Source organism: Shigella sp. FC1661, assembly GCF_001712525.1.
Classification (GTDB): Bacteria; Pseudomonadota; Gammaproteobacteria; order Enterobacterales; family Enterobacteriaceae; genus Escherichia; species Escherichia coli.
Map to the genome: position 1 here is coordinate 1 of NZ_MDGW01000587.1, position 17,127 is coordinate 17,127.

Genomic DNA, 17,127 nt, shown 5'->3' on the forward strand with positions numbered 1-17,127 from the left:
AAGTTGATTTTCAGGAACCGTTCTGACAGCTTCGGCTTTGAACTCTTTAGAGTAACGTTGGTTTTTTCTGCTCATTATTAGCTCCTTCTGATGCCATTCTATTTCAGGAAGGAGTGTCCGTTAAACTCAGGCTACCTCAGACATACAACTGCATCAGGGAGGCAGCAGATCAACTTCCGGCATGGTTCCCATTAGCTATGGATTTAGCCCTTGTAACAGGACAACGTCGCGAAGACATAACGAATATGCGGTTCAGTGATATTTATGATGATCGTCTCCACATCAGGCAAATTAAGACAGGAATGATGATTGCTATCCCCCTGTCACTCAGCCTTCCTGTCGCTGGTTTACGACTTGGTGCAGTAGTTGAACAATGCCGCATGGTAAGTAGGGGGGATTATCTAATCAGTGCCGGGATTAGAAAAAACAGCCCTGACGGCAGCATTCACCCGGACGGCCTGACAAAGAAATTTGTCGCAGCCAGAAAATTAACAGGTATCCAGTTCAGTGAAAACCCACCAACTTTTCACGAAGTCAGAAGCCTGGCTGGACGATTGTACAAAGAAACATGTGGAGAAGAATTTGCTCAGCGTCTACTTGGCCACACATCGGAGAAGACAACAAAAATGTATCTTGATGAGAGAGAAAAAACGTACTTACTGCTCTGATTTTAACGTAAATGGATTGTTAAATGTATTTTGGTTGTGATATAACCAAAAAAGACCGGAATACAGAAATTCGAGTAAATTTCGGGGAATTTCGGGGAGATATTTGCAACTAATTGATTTCAAATGCAATTAAAAAAAGACCGAATACGATTCCTGTATTCGGTCCAGGGAAATGGCTCTTGGGAGAGAGCCGTGCGCTAAAAGTTGGCATTAATGCAGGCTTAGTTGCCTTGCCCTTTAAGAATAGATGACGACGCCAGGTTTTCCAGTTTGCGTGCAAAATGGTCAATAAAAAGCGTGGTGGTCATCAGCTGAAATGTTAAAAACCGCCCGTTCTGGTGAAAGAACTGAGGCGGTTTTTTTATTGGAAATCAAAAGGCTATTTTAGGTAATTAACAGAGTTTTTCAGCTCGTTCTATAAACGGTGCCAGACTCATTTTTTTGCCGGGATTGTTAGGATCATCAATCTGAATCACCGAAATGGGTTGGGCATTGGTCTTCCCACTGGCAACTTCCTTTTGTGCGATATCGTTTAAAGGATACTGCACGAGGGTACTCGGATTAATAACATACAAAGCATTACCCGGTCGGCAAGTCAGCATCACCTCTTCGCGATTAAACGCCCATTTGTCTTTACCCACTTCAAAACGACTGACGGTAATCACCTGCGGTGCAGCCAGCGCCGCTGCAGAACTGGTGAGTAACAGAAACGCCAGAATACTTTTTTTCATCATTTTCGTAATCCATCAAAAAGGTTCGAGAGTCGCAAGCAGGCTGATGATCACCAGCACTACCGCACCTATCGCCCATTCGAGTTTAGTCATCCACACAAACCAGGGTGCCGCACGATCTTCATCCTGCCTCATGCGCGGTACAAGAACATAACGATTAGCCAGCGCAATGACCACCATAATCATCACCAGGATGGCTTTGAGCAATAAGAGTTGGCCCCAGTAAGTCGTAAGCGTGGGGGGAAATCCGGTAATCAACAATGCACTAAGCACGCCGCTTGCCAGTACGCCGATCACCGCAAAATGCCCGCACCATGAAAAACGCATCAGCGCCTGAATAGCCTGGTGTCGCCAACGGCCTTTGATGAGTTGCATACACCAGAGCACCGGCAGTAATCCCCCAAACCACGCCGCCGCACAAATCAGGTGAATCGCGTGATTAGTCTGATGGATTTTCGCCGTTACCCCTTCATTCAGCGTCGCATGCCCCACTCCCGCCAGCAGAATAAATTGCGCGGTAGTGAGCATAAACAGCAAACGTGGCATATTCCGCGGTTGCATAAGGGCGACGATCAACGTTACGAGGGCGAGAACAATTTGCCATAACCAGACGCCACCAAACTGCGTTTGCAAAACAGCCTGCCAAATGTTTGGCGAAAATACATCTGTCCATCCCGTTCCCATCAACCCGCCCTGAACGGCGAGCATTGCAGTGGCACTGATCAAACTCCAGACGGCAGCGTGCTGTTGTAAACGCAGAAAACGCTTCGCCAGCAAGCGACGAATCGTCAAGGGGGCCAGCCAGGCACCGTACATTGCGAAGCCAAAAACCAGCATCAGCGAGGTGAAATGGATAAATCGCAGCGCGATCCAGGTAAACGCCAGCATGATTTATTTCACGCTAAAGGTGTAGTGTCCTTTCGTTTTATGCCCGTCCACCGAAACAACATGCCAGTCAACGGTGTAGGTTCCGGGTTTCAGCGAATCGGCCAGTGGAACAATCAGTTGCTTTTGGTCCTGCTCATTTCGCTTCGCCGGTAATGTTTTAATATTTTCGTTTTTTGGCCCCGTGATTTTTGCACCACTGAATCCTGTTTCAACACCTTCCGAGAAGTTTAAAGTGATTGCCTGCGGTGCAGCTGTCACTTGCGCGTTTGCCGCAGGATACTGATGCGTTAAATGCGCATGTGCCCAGACGGAAGGTGTCACCAACGAAGTGGTCAGGATTGCCAGCGCGTAGCGAAGGGAGCGTGCAGTTGAAGCCATATTATCTATTCCTTTTTGTAATAACTTTTTTACAGAGCATAACCTTGTCTAATGTCTGAGTCGAGGATCATCAATTCCGGCTTGCCATCCTGGCTCACTCTTAGTAACTTTTGCCCGCGAATGATGAGGAGATTAAGAATGCTGAAGAATCTGGCTAAACTGGATCAAACAGAAATGGATAAAGTGAATGTCGATTTGGCGGCGGCCGGGGTGGCATTTAAAGAACGCTACAATATGCCGGTGATCGCTGAAGCGGTTGAACGTGAACAGCCTGAACATTTGCGCAGCTGGTTTCGCGAGAGGCTTATTGCCCACCGTTTGGCTTCGGTCAAACTGTCACGTTTACCTTACGAGCCCAAACTTAAATAAAACTTATACAGAGTTACACTTTCTTACATAACGCCTGCTAAATTATGAGTATTTTCTAAACCGCACCCATAATTTGCAGTCATTTTGAAAAGGAAGTCATTATGTCGTTCTGGAAAGTTGCAGCAGCGCAATATGAGCCTCGTAAAACCTCACTCACCGAACAGGTAGCTCATCATCTGGAGTTTGTGAGGGCCGCCGCCAGGCAACAATGTCAGCTGTTAGTTTTTCCATCGCTTTCTTTACTGGGGTGTGATTATTCGCGACGTGCCCTTCCTGCCCCACCCGATCTCTCACTGTTAGACCCGCTTTGTTATGCCGCAACGACCTGGCGAATGACCATCATTGCCGGCCTTCCCGTTGAATATAACGATCGCTTTATTCGTGGAATTGCGGTGTTCGCACCGTGGCGAAAAACGCCTGGGATCTACCATCAGAGTCATGGTGCATGTCTGGGCCGTCGTTCCAGAACCATCACGGTGGTCGATGAACAACCGCAAGGTATGGATATGGACCCGACCTGTTCACTGTTTACTACAGGGCAATGTCTGGGAGAACCCGACCTGCTGGCGTCGGCCCGTCGCTTACAATTTTTTTCACATCAGTACTCGATTGCCGTGCTGATGGCAAATGCCCGTGGTAACAGTGCACTATGGGATGAATATGGTCGTCTCATCGTTCGCGCCGATCGTGGTTCATTATTGTTAGTCGGTCAGCGTTCATCACAGGGTTGGCAAGGCGATATCATTCCATTACGCTAGGCTTTTTCGGCCTGGAGCATGCCATGTTGCGCATTATCGATACAGAAACCTGCGGTTTGCAGGGAGGGATCGTTGAGATTGCCTCTGTTGATGTCATTGACGGAAAAATCGTCAACCCCATGAGCCACCTGGTGCGCCCCGATCGTCCTATTAGTCCACAAGCGATGGCGATTCATCGCATCACCGAAGCCATGGTCGCCGATAAACCGTGGATTGAAGATGTGATCCCACACTATTACGGTAGTGAATGGTATGTCGCGCACAACGCCAGCTTTGACCGCCGCGTACTGCCTGAGATGCCCGGTGAGTGGATTTGCACTATGAAACTGGCCCGTCGTTTGTGGCCAGGGATCAAGTACAGCAATATGGCGTTATATAAAACACGGAAGCTCAATGTACAGACGCCGCCGGGCCTGCATCATCACCGCGCGTTGTATGACTGTTATATCACCGCCGCGTTGCTTATCGATATTATGAACACCTCCGGCTGGACGGCAGAACAGATGGCCGATATCACCGGACGTCCGTCGTTGATGACGACCTTCACCTTTGGCAAATACCGTGGCAAAGCGGTTTCCGACGTTGCCGAACGCGATCCGGGCTATCTGCGCTGGTCATTTAATAACCTGGACAGCATGAGCCCGGAGCTGCGTTTAACACTGAAACATTATCTGGAAAAGACTTAATCCGCAGGCGTAGCGGGTAATGTTCCCTGCGCCAGCGCGACCAGAAAAGCATATTCCATCGCTACGCCTTCGTACGATTTAAAGCGGCCAGATTTACCGCCATGGCCTGAGTCCATGTCGGTACAGAGCAATAAAAGATGGTTATCGGTTTTCAGCTCGCGCAATTTAGCGACCCATTTTGCCGGTTCCCAATATTGCACCTGAGAATCGTGTAAACCGGTCGTTACCAGTAAATGCGGATAAGCCTGTGCGGTGACGTTGTCATACGGGCTGTAGCTTTTCATGTACTCGTAATATTGCGGATCCTGCGGGTTACCCCACTCTTCAAACTCACCAGTGGTAAGAGGAATTGATTCATCAAGCATCGTTGTTACAACATCAACAAACGGTACCTGGGCGATAACGCCGTGGAATAATTCCGGGCGTTGATTAATTGCAACGCCCATCAACATGCCCCCCGCACTCCCGCCCATCGCATAACAAAGCGAAGGAAAGCCATAGCCCAGTTTTAACAATGCATCGCAGGCATCAAGATAATCATTAAACGTATTTTTCTTCTTCAGAAATTTTCCGTCTTCGTACCATTGTTGCCCCAGCTCACCACCGCCGCGAACATGGACAATGGCGTAGACAAAGCCACGATCTAACAAACTCAAGCGGCTAAAACTGAAATCGGCATCAATACTTGCGCCGTAAGAACCATAGCCATACACCAGCAACGGGTTGTGTCCTTTGCGAAAATGTTTGCGATGGTAGACCAACGAAACCGGAACTTCGACGCCATCACGGGCGACTATCCACAGGTGTTCACTGCGGTAATTCGCCGCATCAAAACCAGGAACTTCCGTTTGTTTTAATACACGACGCTCACCGGTATCCATATCCAGTTCAAACAAAGTGTCTGGTGTGGTCATGGAAGAATAACCATAACGCAATCGCGCGGTTTCAGGTTCTGGATTGTAGGCAATCCAGGTCACATAGGCTGGATCATCAAAGGCAATACCAATGACTTCCCGGGTCTTGCGGTTAATTTGGCGCAAACTGGTTAACCCACGCTGACGCTCTTCAACCACCAGCCAGTCGGTAAACAGCGTAAACCCTTCCAGCATGATGTTTTCGCGTGGCGGAATTAACTCTTCCCACTGTTGCTCATCACGCAGGCGGGTACGGTATAAGCCAAAGTTTTTGCCGTGGCGGTTGGAACGCAGATAAAACCGATGCTGGTAGTGATCAAGGCTGTATTCGTGATCTTTGCGGCGCGGCAGAAAAACAAACGGCTCGGCATCGGCCATTTCCGCGTCCAGCAGGCGAACTTCACTGGTGGTGGCGCTGGCCAAATGAATGACTACATAGTGCTTCGAGGTCGTTTTATGCAGGCTGACGTAATAGGTATCGTCTTTTTCTTCGTAGATCAGTTTATCTTGCGATGCTGGCGTACCGATGGCGTGACGCCAGACCTGATAAGGCAGCAGCGTCACCGGATGCTTGCGAACATAGTAGAAAGTCCAGGAGTCATTTGCCCAGACAAAGCTGGGTTCAACGTTATCCAGCAGTTCCGGGTACCAGTTACCAGTTTCCAGTTTCCAGATTACGAAAACGAATGCCGTACTGGCGTCGGGAAAGAAAATCTTCTGCCAGCGCCATAATGGTGTTATCGGGCGTAATCGCCATTCCGCCCATCGAATAAAACTCACTATGAGCTGCGCGCTTATTGGCATCGAGCAATGTTTCCCACTCATCCCACTCTTCACTGAATGCCGATTGACGCTGGTAGATAGCATATTCACAGCCTGGTTCATAAATATGCCGATAGCGGTAGCCATTTTTGATGTAGGGCGCAGAAACTTCTCGTTGCGGAATGCGGTCGATGATTTCCTTTAAGATGCGATCCTGCAAGGCTTGTTGTGAGGCCATCACCCGATGACCGTAACTATTTTCTTGTTGCAGGTAGTCCAGGACTTCTGGCTGAGAACGCGTATCGTCCCGCAGCCAGTAGTAATTATCGATGCGCGTATCGCCATGAAGCGTCATGGCGTGGGGAATGCGGGCGGCTTTTGGTAGCATGTTATTGTTCTTTCTGGTTGAAACATCTTATAAGGGTGGCAAAACTCACCGGGGATGCAAGCGAAACAGGGGAGTCATTGCTTAGATGATGACAGGTAATGGCGCGGATATCGAATGTTATGCAGACAGAGAAAATCAGCCTGTTCAAATGGCTGTGCGATTCTGGATAGCCCGAAATAGTCAACTTCAGGCTATCCAGAGAGCGGAATTATTCCGCCAAAGTGCGTTTTTGCTGTTCGAGATCGCGTTCAATGCCGTCACGAACATCCTGGGGGATTTTCAGCGCGTCACCCAGTGCATTCAGGTAACTGCGTTCCATAAAATGGTCAATATCAATAGCCGCGCAACTCAGGAAATAGATTTCCAGCGCCTCTTCTTCATTGCGGACCCCGGTAGCCAGGCGTTGTGGATCCAGCGGTTGTTCGATTGCCTGCTCAATGAGTACACGCCCCTGCTCTTCCACGCCGGCTTCACGCAATTGCTGGTCGATTGCCGCACGTTCTTTGGCATCAATATGACCATCACTTTTAGCGGCAAAGACCAGCGCAAGGATCAAACGTTCTGTACGCTCATCCAGCGGCGTACTTTGCGCGCCAAACTGCGGTTCGTCCTGATGCGCCGCGCGAATTTTATCTTTGTATTTATTCCACAGCACCGTACCCGCTACCGCTCCGCCGCCAACCAGTAACGCGTTGGTGCCATATTTCGTAAGAAGTTTACGTGCTGATTTATTTGCGACCAGCAGCCCAGCCAGTCCGCCTAATGCGCCTGGCACTAACAGTTTGCCCAATCCCTGATCCGCAGACGAGGAGATAGAAGAACTGCTTTGCCCAAGCAGGGATTGCAGTTGATTTAACCAGTTACTCAATAACCATTTTTAGTGCCTGTAGCATAGCGGATGAGGATGTCAGAAAATGTATATCGAGACAAAAGATGCGCAAATAAGCGGGGCGGTAGGCCGTTATTCAAAGAAATTCGCGCCAGGTAAGGTATTTACTGTATATCAGGTGATAAGGGTATTTTAGGTGAAAGTAGTTTGTCGTTTTGAGTGGCATTGTTTGATGCTGATTGCCCGATGCGACGCTGTTGCGTCTTCTCAGGCCTACGATTGTGGTGCGTTCTGGGGCGGACAAGGCACTCGCGCCGCATCCGCCAACGGTCAATCAAATTATCAGAAGCCATTAACGCCGCTGATATTCCGCCATTCCCGCTTTGCAGTCCACGCTGACCTGGTAATGAATATCGGCACTTTTACCACGCACGGTTAGCGGTACTGACCATTTATCATCTTTACCCTGAATGTCCTGCAAACTGACCCAAGCCACGGGATCGGCCTGACCGACAATTTTTTGATCATCTGCCCAACGCGCCACGCGATTTTGTTGATAATCACGTTTTACGCTCGCGGCAATTCCGGCAGCATCCAGACCTTCACACTTTGGGAAAGTGACCGACTTGCTGGTTTCATTATTGGCAGCGAAAACTGATGCGCAGGCAGAAACCAACAACAGCCCTAAAAACGCCCCTCTTTTTTTCATGTTTTTCTCCATAGCACAATGATTCAGGAGAAAGCATGGTACAAATTGTCAGGAGCGCAAGTTGCTTCAGGCCGCGTGTGAGGCATCTTCCTCTTCGGATTCAGCACCGACGACCTGTGGGTGGGGACGGTAATTTGCCGGTTTTCAGAATGGTGCTCAGCACATCTTTTTGTTCTGCCAGCCATAGCGAAAGGGCTTCACGTTGCTCGGCTTCCTTTTTGCTGGTAAACGACATTTTCTCTTCGCCCTCACGAATGACTACGTATTTAACTTCAACCGCCATTTGCAGCCTCTCATAATAACTGTGATTTTATACAGTATATTTCTTTTCGGTTGAGAAATCAACATCAGCAATAAAGACACACGCAAACGTTTTCGTTTATACTGCGCGCGGAATTAATCAGGGGATATTCGTTATGACGTTATTAGGCACTGCGCTGCGTCCGGCAGCAACTCGCGTGATGTTATTAGGCTCCGGTGAACTGGGTAAAGAAGTGGCAATCGAGTGTCAGCGTCTCGGCGTAGAGGTGATTGCCGTCGATCGCTATGCCGACGCACCAGCCATGCATGTCGCGCATCGCTCCCATGTCATTAATATGCTTGATGGTGATGCATTACGCCGTGTGGTTGAACTGGAAAAACCACATTATATCGTGCCGGAGATCGAAGCTATTGCCACCGATATGCTGATCCAACTTGAAGAGGAAGGACTGAATGTTGTCCCCTGCGCTCGCGCAACGAAATTAACGATGAATCGCGAGGGTATCCGTCGCCTGGCGGCAGAAGAGCTGCAGCTGCCCACTTCCACTTATCGTTTTGCCGATAGCGAAAGCCTTTTCCGCGAGGCGGTTGCTGACATTGGCTATCCCTGCATTGTAAAACCGGTGATGAGCTCTTCCGGCAAGGGGCAGACGTTTATTCGTTCTGCAGAGCAACTTGCTCAGGCATGGAAGTACGCTCAGCAAGGCGGTCGCGCCGGAGCGGGCCGCGTAATTGTTGAAGGCGTCGTTAAGTTTGACTTCGAAATTACCTTGCTAACCGTCAGCGCGGTGGATGGCGTCCATTTCTGTGCACCGGTAGGTCATCGCCAGGAAGATGGCGACTACCGTGAATCCTGGCAACCACAGCAAATGAGCCCGCTTGCCCTTGAACGTGCGCAGGAGATTGCCCGTAAAGTGGTGCTGGCACTGGGCGGTTATGGTCTGTTTGGTGTCGAGCTGTTTGTCTGTAGTGATGAGGTGATTTTCAGTGAGGTCTCCCCTCGTCCACATGATACCGGGATGGTGACGTTAATTTCTCAAGATCTTTCAGAGTTTGCCCTGCATGTACGTGCCTTCCTCGGACTTCCGGTTGGCGGGATCCGTCAGTATGGTCCTGCAGCTTCTGCCGTTATTCTGCCACAACTGACCAGTCAGAATGTCACGTTTGATAATGTGCAGAATGCCGTAGGCGCAGATTTGCAGATTCGTTTATTTGGTAAGCCGGAAATTGATGGCAGCCGTCGTCTGGGTGTTGCGCTGGCGACCGCTGAGAGTGTTGTTGACGCCATTGAACGCGCGAAGCACGCCGCCGGACAGGTAAAAGTACAGGGTTAAACCCGGCAAAAAAACGCTACAAAAATGCCCGATCGTAGATCGGGCGTTTTGACTTTTACAGCTTAGCGCCTTCTACAGCTTCACGCGCCAGCTTAGTAATGCGGTCGTAATCGCCCGCTTCCAGCGCATCTGCCGGAACCAGCCAGGAACCACCGATGCACAGCACGCTTTTCAGCGCCAGGTAGTCACGGTAGTTAGCCGGAGAAATACCACCCGTCGGGCAGAAACGGACCTGGGAGAACGGACCCGCGATCGCCTGCAGGGCTTTCACGCCGCCGTTAGCTTCAGCCGGGAAGAATTTGAACTCTTTCAAACCGTAGTCCATACCCAGCATCAGTTCGGAAACAGTGCTGATCCCCGGAATTAGAGGAATAGTCCCTTCGGTAGCAGCTTTCAGCAGCGGCTCGGTCAGACCCGGGCTAATTGCGAACTGTGCACCCGCTTCAGTGACTTCTGCCAGCTGCTGTGGATTCAGCACCGTACCGGCACCCACAATCGCTTCAGGCACTTCTTTGGCGATAGCACGGATAGCGTCAACTGCACACTCGGTACGCAGAGTCACTTCCAGAACGCGCACCCCACCAGCAACCAACGCTTTTGCCATCGGCACTGCGTGTTCCAGTTTTTTTACCACGATAACCGGTACAACCGGGCCGGTGGTCAGGATTGATTCTGCACTTGTTTTCCAGTTTTTCATCAGAGTTTTCTCTCGCCTGATTATAAATTTGTCGTCTTAAAAAGTGATACAGGTTGCGCCCTGTTCGGCACCGGACAGTTTTTCACGCAAGGCGCTGAATAATTCACGTCCTGTCCCCACGCGTGACGCGCTCAGGTCAGGAATGTGCGGTTCGCGAGCAGCCAGTTCCGCTTCGTCTACCAGCAGCGTCAGTTCGCCTGTCTGTCCATTCACACGAATGATGTCCCCGTCGCGCACTTTTGCCAGCAGCCCGCCATCGTAGGCTTCTGGTGTTACGTGGATAGCTGACGGCACTTTACCTGAAGCGCCGGAGAGTCGTCCATCGGTAACTAACGCAATTTTGAAACACCGGTCCAATAATACACCAAGTGGCGGCATGAGTTTATGTAATTCTGGCATTCCGTTCGCTTTTGGCCCCTGATGACGGACAACAACGACACAATCGCGGTCCAGCAAACCCGCTTCAAAGGCCGGCATAACGTCATGCTGGCTTTCAAAAACAACCGCTGGCGCTTCAATCACCTGGTTCTCAACCGGCACGGCAGAGGTTTTCATAACCGCACGGCCCAGGTTACCGCTTAACACTTTTGTCCCACCATGATGAGAGAAAGGTTGTTCGAAGGAAGCGATCACATTGCTGTCGAGTGATTTTTCCGCCCCTTCCCGCCAGTCCAGTTCACCATTATTCAGCCATGGTTCAAGGGTATAACGAGACAGACCAAAGCCTGCCACCGTATTGACATCTTCATGCAGCAGGCCTGCTTTGAGCAGTTCACGCACCAGAACCGGTACGCCACCTGCCGCCTGGAAGTGGTTAATATCGGCCGGACCGTTCGGGTAGAGACGTGCCATCAGCGGTACAACATCAGAAAGGTCAGAGAAGTCATCCCAGTTAATCTGAATACCGGCCGCGCGCGCCATCGCCACCAGGTGCATGGTGTGGTTAGTGGAACCACCGGTCGCCAGCAGTGCAACGATACCGTTCACCACCACTTTCTCATCGATCATCTTACCGATCGGCATCCATTCATTACCATTACCGGTCATGCGTGTAACCTGACGCGCAGCGGCAGCGGTCAAAGCATCGCGCAGCGGAGAATCCGGATGAACAAAAGAAGAGCCTGGCGACTGCATCCCCATAAATTCCACCACCATCTGGTTGGTGTTGGCAGTACCGTAGAAAGTACATGTTCCCGGCGCATGGTAAGACGCGGCTTCTGACTCCAGTAAGGCCATGCGGTCCACTTTACCTTCGGCATAAAGCTGGCGAATACGCACTTTTTCTTTATTTGGCAAACCGCTTGCCATCGGTCCAGACGGCACAAACACCGCAGGCAAATGACCAAACGACAGGGCTGCCATCGTCAGACCCGGGACAATCTTGTCGCACACACCGAGGAACAGAGCACCATCAAACATGTTATGGGACAGCCCCACCGCCGCAGACATCGCTATCACTTCGCGGCTTAGCAGCGACAATTCCATTCCATCCTGCCCCTGGGTGACACCATCACACATCGCCGGAACACCGCCCGCAACCTGACCAACCGCATTCGCTTCATGCAGGGCTTTACGAATGATTTCTGGATAGTGTTCATAAGGCTGGTGCGCGGAGAGCATGTCGTTATAGGAGGTGATGATGGCGATATTGTTACGCAACATGCTTTTCAAAGAGGCTTTGTCTTCTGGCTGGCAGGCAGCGAAACCGTGTGCCAGGTTACCGCATGCCAACTGCGAACGATGAACGGTCGACGTTTTCGCTTGTTCTATCCGGGCGAGATAAGCAGAGCGAGTCTCGCGCGAACGTTCAATGATTCGATTTGTTACGCGTAACAATTGTGGATTCATAAAGGCTCCTGAAATTGAGTTGTCAGAGCAGGATGATTCACAACGCGTTTCATTCAGAGGATTTATGAGTGAAACGCCTGTAACCGGAGCTCATAGGGCAAAAACGTTTCAGTCAGTGTAATAAAAAAAGCCTCGTGGGTGAATCCGCACGAGGCCTGAAAGTGTAAAAATTGTTCTACAATCTGTGCAAGATCATGTTACCGGTAAAATAACCATAAAGGATAAGCGCAGATATTACTCAAACTCATTCCAGGAACGACCATCACGGGTAATCATCGCCACCGAGGCAACGGGTCCCCAGGTTCCGGCCTGATACGGTTTCGGCGCATCATTGTCCATCGCCCACGCCTCAGTAATGGAGTCTACCCATTTCCAGGCTTCTTCCACTTCATCACGACGTACAAACAGTGCCTGAATACCACGCATGGTTTCCAGCAGCAGACGTTCATAGGCATCCGCCAGATGCGTCTGATTAAAGGTTTCTGAATAGCTCAGATCCAGCTTGGTGATTTGCAGGTTATGTTTGTGGTCAAGGCCAGGAACTTTATTCAGTACCTGGATATCCACGCCTTCATCAGGTTGCAGACGGATAGTCAGTTTATTCTGCGGCAGATCCTGCCACGACTCTTTAAACAGATTCAGTTCAGGTGTTTTGAAATAGACCACGACTTCAGAACATTTGGTCGGCAGACGTTTACCAGTACGCAGGTAGAATGGCACACCGGCCCAGCGCCAGTTATCAATGTCGACGCGGATCGCCACGAAGGTTTCTGTATTGCTGCTCTTGTTCGCGCCCTCTTCTTCCAGATATCCCGGCACTTTTTTGCCCTGGGCGAAGCCCGCAGTATATTGCCCACGTACGGTTTTTTCGCGTACGTTGGAGCGGTCGATGCGGCGCAGGGACTTCAGTACTTTCACTTTTTCATCGCGGATGCTGTCTGCGCTCAGGTCAGATGGCGGAGACATCGCAATCATGCAGAGAATTTGTAGCAGGTGGTTCTGAATCATGTCACGCATCTGACCGGCTTTATCAAAATAGCCCCAGCGCCCTTCGATCCCCACTTCTTCTGCCACGGTAATCTCAACATGATCAATGGTGCGATTGTCCCAGTTATTCACAAACAGGGAGTTAGCAAAACGCAGCGCCAACAGGTTCAGCACCGTTTCTTTACCAAGATAGTGGTCGATACGGTAAACCTGGCACTCCTCGAAGTATTCGCCAACCTGATCATTGATTTCCTGCGAGGTCGCCAGCGACGTCCCCAGCGGTTTCTCCATGACTACGCGTGCCGGTTTAGCATTCAGTTTTGCCTCGCCAAGCCCTTTGCAAATTGCGCCAAAAGTGCTGGGCGGCATGGCAAAGTAGTTAATGGTGATACGATTTTTTTGATCCAGCATCGCGCCGAGACGGTTGAATGCAGCAGTGTCATTGACATCGAGATTACAAAAATCCAGACGTGCACTCAGGGTGTCCCATAAACCTTCATCAATGGTTTCTTTCATGAAAGTTTCGAGCGCCTCGCGGACAACTTTGGTATATGCCGCTTTATCCCAGTCAGCACGCCCTACGCCGATAATCCGGGTGTCCGGGTTGAGCTGACCGGCTTTTTCCAGTTGATACAGGGAAGGCAGCAATTTACGACGCGCAAGGTCGCCTTTCGCGCCGAAAATGACCAGGTCACAGGCCTGGGCTGTTTGCGTTACCGCCATGTCATTCTCCTTAAGTTAACTAACCCGGTACTTAAGCCAGGGTATACTTGTAATTTTCTTACGGTGCACTGTACTGCTTTTACGAGCTTGCGAAAACTGTAAACGCTTATCCACCCGTGCGATTACGGGAAAAGCGCGCAAAGTGCGGCAAAACTGATAAAAAAATCATCGTTTTCCATTCGGTAAAAATCTGATACTGATCATGTTATGAAAAAAAATAACAACTTTTTTATCTGCTTTTGTCATTAACACGGCACACAGGCGTAATATCTGACAAAACTGCATTTCGATTTCTTTCAGTGCGGAAATCGTCATTACCCGTGAGTCTCTTTACATCATGAATATGCTGGAAAAAATCCAGTCTCAGCTGGAACATTTGAGCAAATCAGAGCGCAAAGTTGCCGAGGTCATTCTGGCTTCGCCCGATAACGCGATCCATTCGAGTATTGCTGCTATGGCACTGGAAGCCAATGTTAGCGAACCGACGGTGAATCGTTTCTGTCGCAGCATGGACACGCGCGGTTTTCCTGATTTTAAACTTCATCTGGCACAGAGTCTGGCGAATGGCACTCCCTATGTTAATCGCAATGTCAATGAAGATGACAGCGTTGAATCATACACAGGGAAAATATTTGAGTCCGCAATGGCAACGCTTGATCATGTCCGTCATTCACTGGATAAATCTGCCATCAACCGCGCCGTCGACTTGCTCACTCAGGCAAAAAAAATCGCCTTTTTCGGATTAGGCTCTTCAGCCGCCGTTGCCCACGATGCGATGAATAAGTTCTTTCGTTTTAATGTTCCGGTGGTGTACTCCGATGATATCGTGCTGCAACGCATGAGTTGTATGAATTGTAGCGACGGAGACGTGGTGGTGCTGATTTCTCACACTGGAAGAACAAAAATCTGGTCAAGCTGGCGCAGCTGGCTCGCGAAAACGACGCAATGGTGATTGCCCTCACCTCTGCGGGTACCCCGCTCGCCCGGGAAGCAACGCTGGCAATTACCTCGACGTACCGGAAGATACTGACATTTATATGCCCATGGTTTCTCGACTTGCACAGCTGACCGTGATAGATGTGCTGGCGACAGGATTTACTTTGCGACGCGGTGCAAAATTCAGAGATAACTTGAAGCGGGTCAAGGAAGCGCTGAAGGAATCGCGTTTTGATAAGCAGTTACTTAATTTAAGTGACGATCGCTAAAAACGACTGTCACTGTCCTAATCTTATACGACATCCGAATGAGATTAATTTATCGCCATCGCGGCGTTATTTCATTCGGATTTCATGTTCAAGCAACACCTGGTTGTTTCAGTCAACGGAGTATTACATGTCCAGAAGGCTTCGCAGAACAAAAATCGTTACCACGTTAGGCCCAGCAACAGATCGCGATAATAATCTTGAAAAAGTTATCGCGGCGGGTGCCAACGTTGTACGTATGAACTTTTCTCACGGCTCGCCTGAAGATCACAAAATGCGCGCGGATAAAGTTCGTGAGATTGCCGCAAAACTGGGGCGTCATGTGGCTATTCTGGGTGACCTCCAGGGGCCCAAAATCCGTGTATCCACCTTTAAAGAAGGCAAAGTTTTCCTCAATATTGGGGATAAATTCCTGCTCGACGCCAACCTGGGTAAAGGTGAAGGCGACAAAGAAAAAGTCGGTATCGACTACAAAGGCCTGCCTGCTGACGTCGTGCCTGGTGACATCCTGCTGCTGGACGATGGTCGCGTCCAGTTAAAAGTACTGGAAGTTCAGGGCATGAAAGTGTTCACCGAAGTCACCGTCGGTGGTCCCCTCTCCAACAATAAAGGTATCAACAAACTTGGCGGCGGTTTGTCGGCTGAAGCGCTGACCGAAAAAGACAAAGCAGACATTAAGACTGCGGCGTTGATTGGCGTAGATTACCTGGCTGTCTCCTTCCCACGCTGTGGCGAAGATCTGAACTATGCCCGTCGCCTGGCACGCGATGCAGGATGTGATGCGAAAATTGTTGCCAAGGTTGAACGTGCGGAAGCCGTTTGCAGCCAGGATGCAATGGATGACATCATCCTCGCCTCTGACGTGGTAATGGTTGCACGTGGCGACCTCGGTGTGGAAATTGGCGACCCGGAACTGGTCGGCATTCAGAAAGCGTTGATCCGTCGTGCGCGTCAGCTAAACCGAGCGGTAATCACGGCGACCCAGATGATGGAGTCAATGATTACTAACCCGATGCCGACGCGTGCAGAAGTCATGGACGTAGCAAACGCCGTTCTGGATGGTACTGACGCTGTGATGCTGTCTGCAGAAACTGCCGCAGGGCAGTATCCGTCAGAAACTGTTGCAGCCATGGCGCGCGTTTGCCTGGGTGCGGAAAAAATCCCGAGCATCAACGTTTCTAAACACCGTCTGGACGTTCAGTTCGACAATGTGGAAGAAGCTATTGCCATGTCAGCAATGTACGCAGCTAACCACCTGAAAGGCGTTACGGCGATTATTACCATGACCGAATCGGGTCGTACCGCGCTGATGACCTCCCGTATCAGCTCTGGTCTACCAATTTTCGCCATGTCGCGCCATGAACGTACGCTGAACCTGACTGCTCTCTATCGTGGCGTTACGCCGGTGCACTTTGATAGCGCTAATGACGGCGTAGCAGCTGCCAGCGAAGCGGTTAATCTGCTGCGCGATAAAGGTTACTTGATGTCTGGTGACCTGGTGATTGTCACCCAGGGCGACGTGATGAGTACCGTGGGTTCTACTAATACCACGCGTATTTTAACGGTAGAGTAATCTCACCTGCCCCGGCCGCTGATGGCCGGGGTATTTAGCAACACATAAATTAGGACTACTTATTCAATCCAATCATTATCACAGCCCCCTGTAAAATGAATACAGGGATAGCCTGAATGGAGATCTGGATTTGCCCCTATATTTCCAGACATCTGTTATCACTTAACCCATTACAAGCCCGCTGCCGCAGATATTCCCGTGGCGAGCGATAACCCAGCGCACTATGCGGATGCCATTCGTTATAATGCTCGAACGCCTCTGCAAGGTTCTTTGCTGCCGTTAACCCGTCTGGTTTGGGCATGATACTGATGTAGTCACGCTTTATCGTTTTCACGAAGCTCTCTGCTATTCCGTTACTCTCCGGACTCCGCACCGCCGTGTTCTTCGGTTCAAGTCCCAACATCCGGGCGAACTGGCGTGTT

At 50.2% G+C, this 17,127-nt stretch carries 14 protein-coding genes and 4 pseudogenes; 7 read left to right on the plus strand and 11 right to left on the minus strand.

Features of this window, described 5'->3' with window-relative positions; genetic code table 11:
* Window positions 1-137: 137 nt before the first annotated feature.
* Window positions 138-668: pseudogene (locus BFF42_RS24245) on the plus strand (tyrosine-type recombinase/integrase); the annotation flags it as partial.
* A gap of 392 nt (window positions 669-1,060) precedes the next feature.
* On the opposite strand, the gene BFF42_RS24250 reads toward BFF42_RS24245, so the two are convergent.
* The 3 genes from BFF42_RS24250 to yobA are packed head-to-tail and all read right to left on the minus strand — an operon-like array spanning window position 1,061 to window position 2,665.
* Entirely contained in the window at window positions 1,061-1,402 is a 342-nt protein-coding gene (locus BFF42_RS24250; protein ID WP_000976477.1) for a YebY family protein, read from the minus strand.
* A 12-nt stretch (window positions 1,403-1,414) separates the two neighbouring features.
* Window positions 1,415-2,287, minus strand: coding sequence for a copper homeostasis membrane protein CopD (gene copD, locus BFF42_RS24255; RefSeq protein ID WP_000879299.1), 873 nt, complete (start codon window positions 2,285-2,287; stop codon window positions 1,415-1,417).
* A gap of 3 nt (window positions 2,288-2,290) precedes the next feature.
* Complete coding sequence (gene yobA / locus BFF42_RS24260) at window positions 2,291-2,665, minus strand: CopC domain-containing protein YobA (protein ID WP_000168747.1); 375 nt, start codon at window positions 2,663-2,665, stop codon at window positions 2,291-2,293.
* 138 nt (window positions 2,666-2,803) lie between these two features.
* On the opposite strand from yobA, the gene holE reads away from it, so the two are divergent.
* The 3 genes from holE (at window position 2,804) to exoX (ending at window position 4,478) form a co-directional block, all read left to right on the plus strand.
* A complete protein-coding gene (gene holE / locus BFF42_RS24265; RefSeq protein WP_000916761.1) occupies window positions 2,804-3,034 on the plus strand; it encodes a DNA polymerase III subunit theta in 231 nt (76 codons plus the stop codon).
* A gap of 101 nt (window positions 3,035-3,135) precedes the next feature.
* A complete protein-coding gene (gene yobB, locus BFF42_RS24270; protein WP_000011658.1) occupies window positions 3,136-3,792 on the plus strand; it encodes a carbon-nitrogen hydrolase family protein YobB in 657 nt (218 codons plus the stop codon).
* A gap of 23 nt (window positions 3,793-3,815) precedes the next feature.
* The gene (gene exoX, locus BFF42_RS24275; RefSeq protein ID WP_000944259.1) at window positions 3,816-4,478 is read left to right on the plus strand and encodes an exodeoxyribonuclease X; all 663 of its coding nucleotides are present in this window, start codon (window positions 3,816-3,818) and stop codon (window positions 4,476-4,478) included.
* Here exoX and ptrB read toward each other — a convergent pair.
* The 4 genes and pseudogenes from ptrB to BFF42_RS24295 form a co-directional block, all read right to left on the minus strand.
* Window positions 4,475-6,542 (minus strand): annotated as a pseudogene (ptrB, locus tag BFF42_RS24280) (oligopeptidase B). The gene exoX and the pseudogene ptrB sit on opposite strands and share 4 nt — an antisense overlap.
* Before the next feature lie 208 nt (window positions 6,543-6,750).
* Entirely contained in the window at window positions 6,751-7,410 is a 660-nt protein-coding gene (locus BFF42_RS24285; RefSeq protein ID WP_000073510.1) for a tellurite resistance TerB family protein, read from the minus strand.
* Window positions 7,411-7,723: 313 nt separating this feature from the next.
* A complete protein-coding gene (yebF, locus tag BFF42_RS24290; protein WP_001295500.1) occupies window positions 7,724-8,080 on the minus strand; it encodes a protein YebF in 357 nt (118 codons plus the stop codon).
* A 66-nt stretch (window positions 8,081-8,146) separates the two neighbouring features.
* Window positions 8,147-8,363: pseudogene (locus BFF42_RS24295) on the minus strand (YebG family protein).
* 133 nt (window positions 8,364-8,496) lie between these two features.
* Here BFF42_RS24295 and purT point away from each other — a divergent pair.
* On the plus strand, window positions 8,497-9,675 hold the full coding sequence (gene purT / locus BFF42_RS24300) for a formate-dependent phosphoribosylglycinamide formyltransferase (protein ID WP_000173486.1): 1,179 nt from the start codon (window positions 8,497-8,499) through the stop codon (window positions 9,673-9,675).
* 55 nt (window positions 9,676-9,730) lie between these two features.
* Here the strand turns inward: purT and kdgA are convergent, their stop codons facing one another.
* From kdgA to zwf, 3 genes are all read right to left on the minus strand, one after another.
* On the minus strand, window positions 9,731-10,372 hold the full coding sequence (gene kdgA / locus BFF42_RS24305; RefSeq protein WP_000800512.1) for a bifunctional 4-hydroxy-2-oxoglutarate aldolase/2-dehydro-3-deoxy-phosphogluconate aldolase: 642 nt from the start codon (window positions 10,370-10,372) through the stop codon (window positions 9,731-9,733).
* Window positions 10,373-10,408: 36 nt separating this feature from the next.
* On the minus strand, window positions 10,409-12,220 hold the full coding sequence (gene edd / locus BFF42_RS24310; protein WP_001069475.1) for a phosphogluconate dehydratase: 1,812 nt from the start codon (window positions 12,218-12,220) through the stop codon (window positions 10,409-10,411).
* A 234-nt stretch (window positions 12,221-12,454) separates the two neighbouring features.
* Window positions 12,455-13,930, minus strand: a complete 1,476-nt coding sequence (gene zwf / locus BFF42_RS24315) for a glucose-6-phosphate dehydrogenase (protein ID WP_000301720.1) — start codon at window positions 13,928-13,930, stop codon at window positions 12,455-12,457.
* Between the two features lie 337 nt (window positions 13,931-14,267).
* Here zwf and hexR point away from each other — a divergent pair.
* Window positions 14,268-15,135, plus strand: a pseudogene (gene hexR, locus BFF42_RS24320) (DNA-binding transcriptional regulator HexR).
* A gap of 127 nt (window positions 15,136-15,262) precedes the next feature.
* A complete protein-coding gene (gene pyk / locus BFF42_RS24325) occupies window positions 15,263-16,705 on the plus strand; it encodes a pyruvate kinase (RefSeq protein ID WP_000091148.1) in 1,443 nt (480 codons plus the stop codon).
* 136 nt (window positions 16,706-16,841) lie between these two features.
* Here the strand turns inward: pyk and BFF42_RS24330 are convergent.
* Window positions 16,842-17,127: integrase core domain-containing protein (locus tag BFF42_RS24330; RefSeq protein ID WP_000318964.1), on the minus strand; the 286-nt coding region annotated here is incomplete at its 5' end.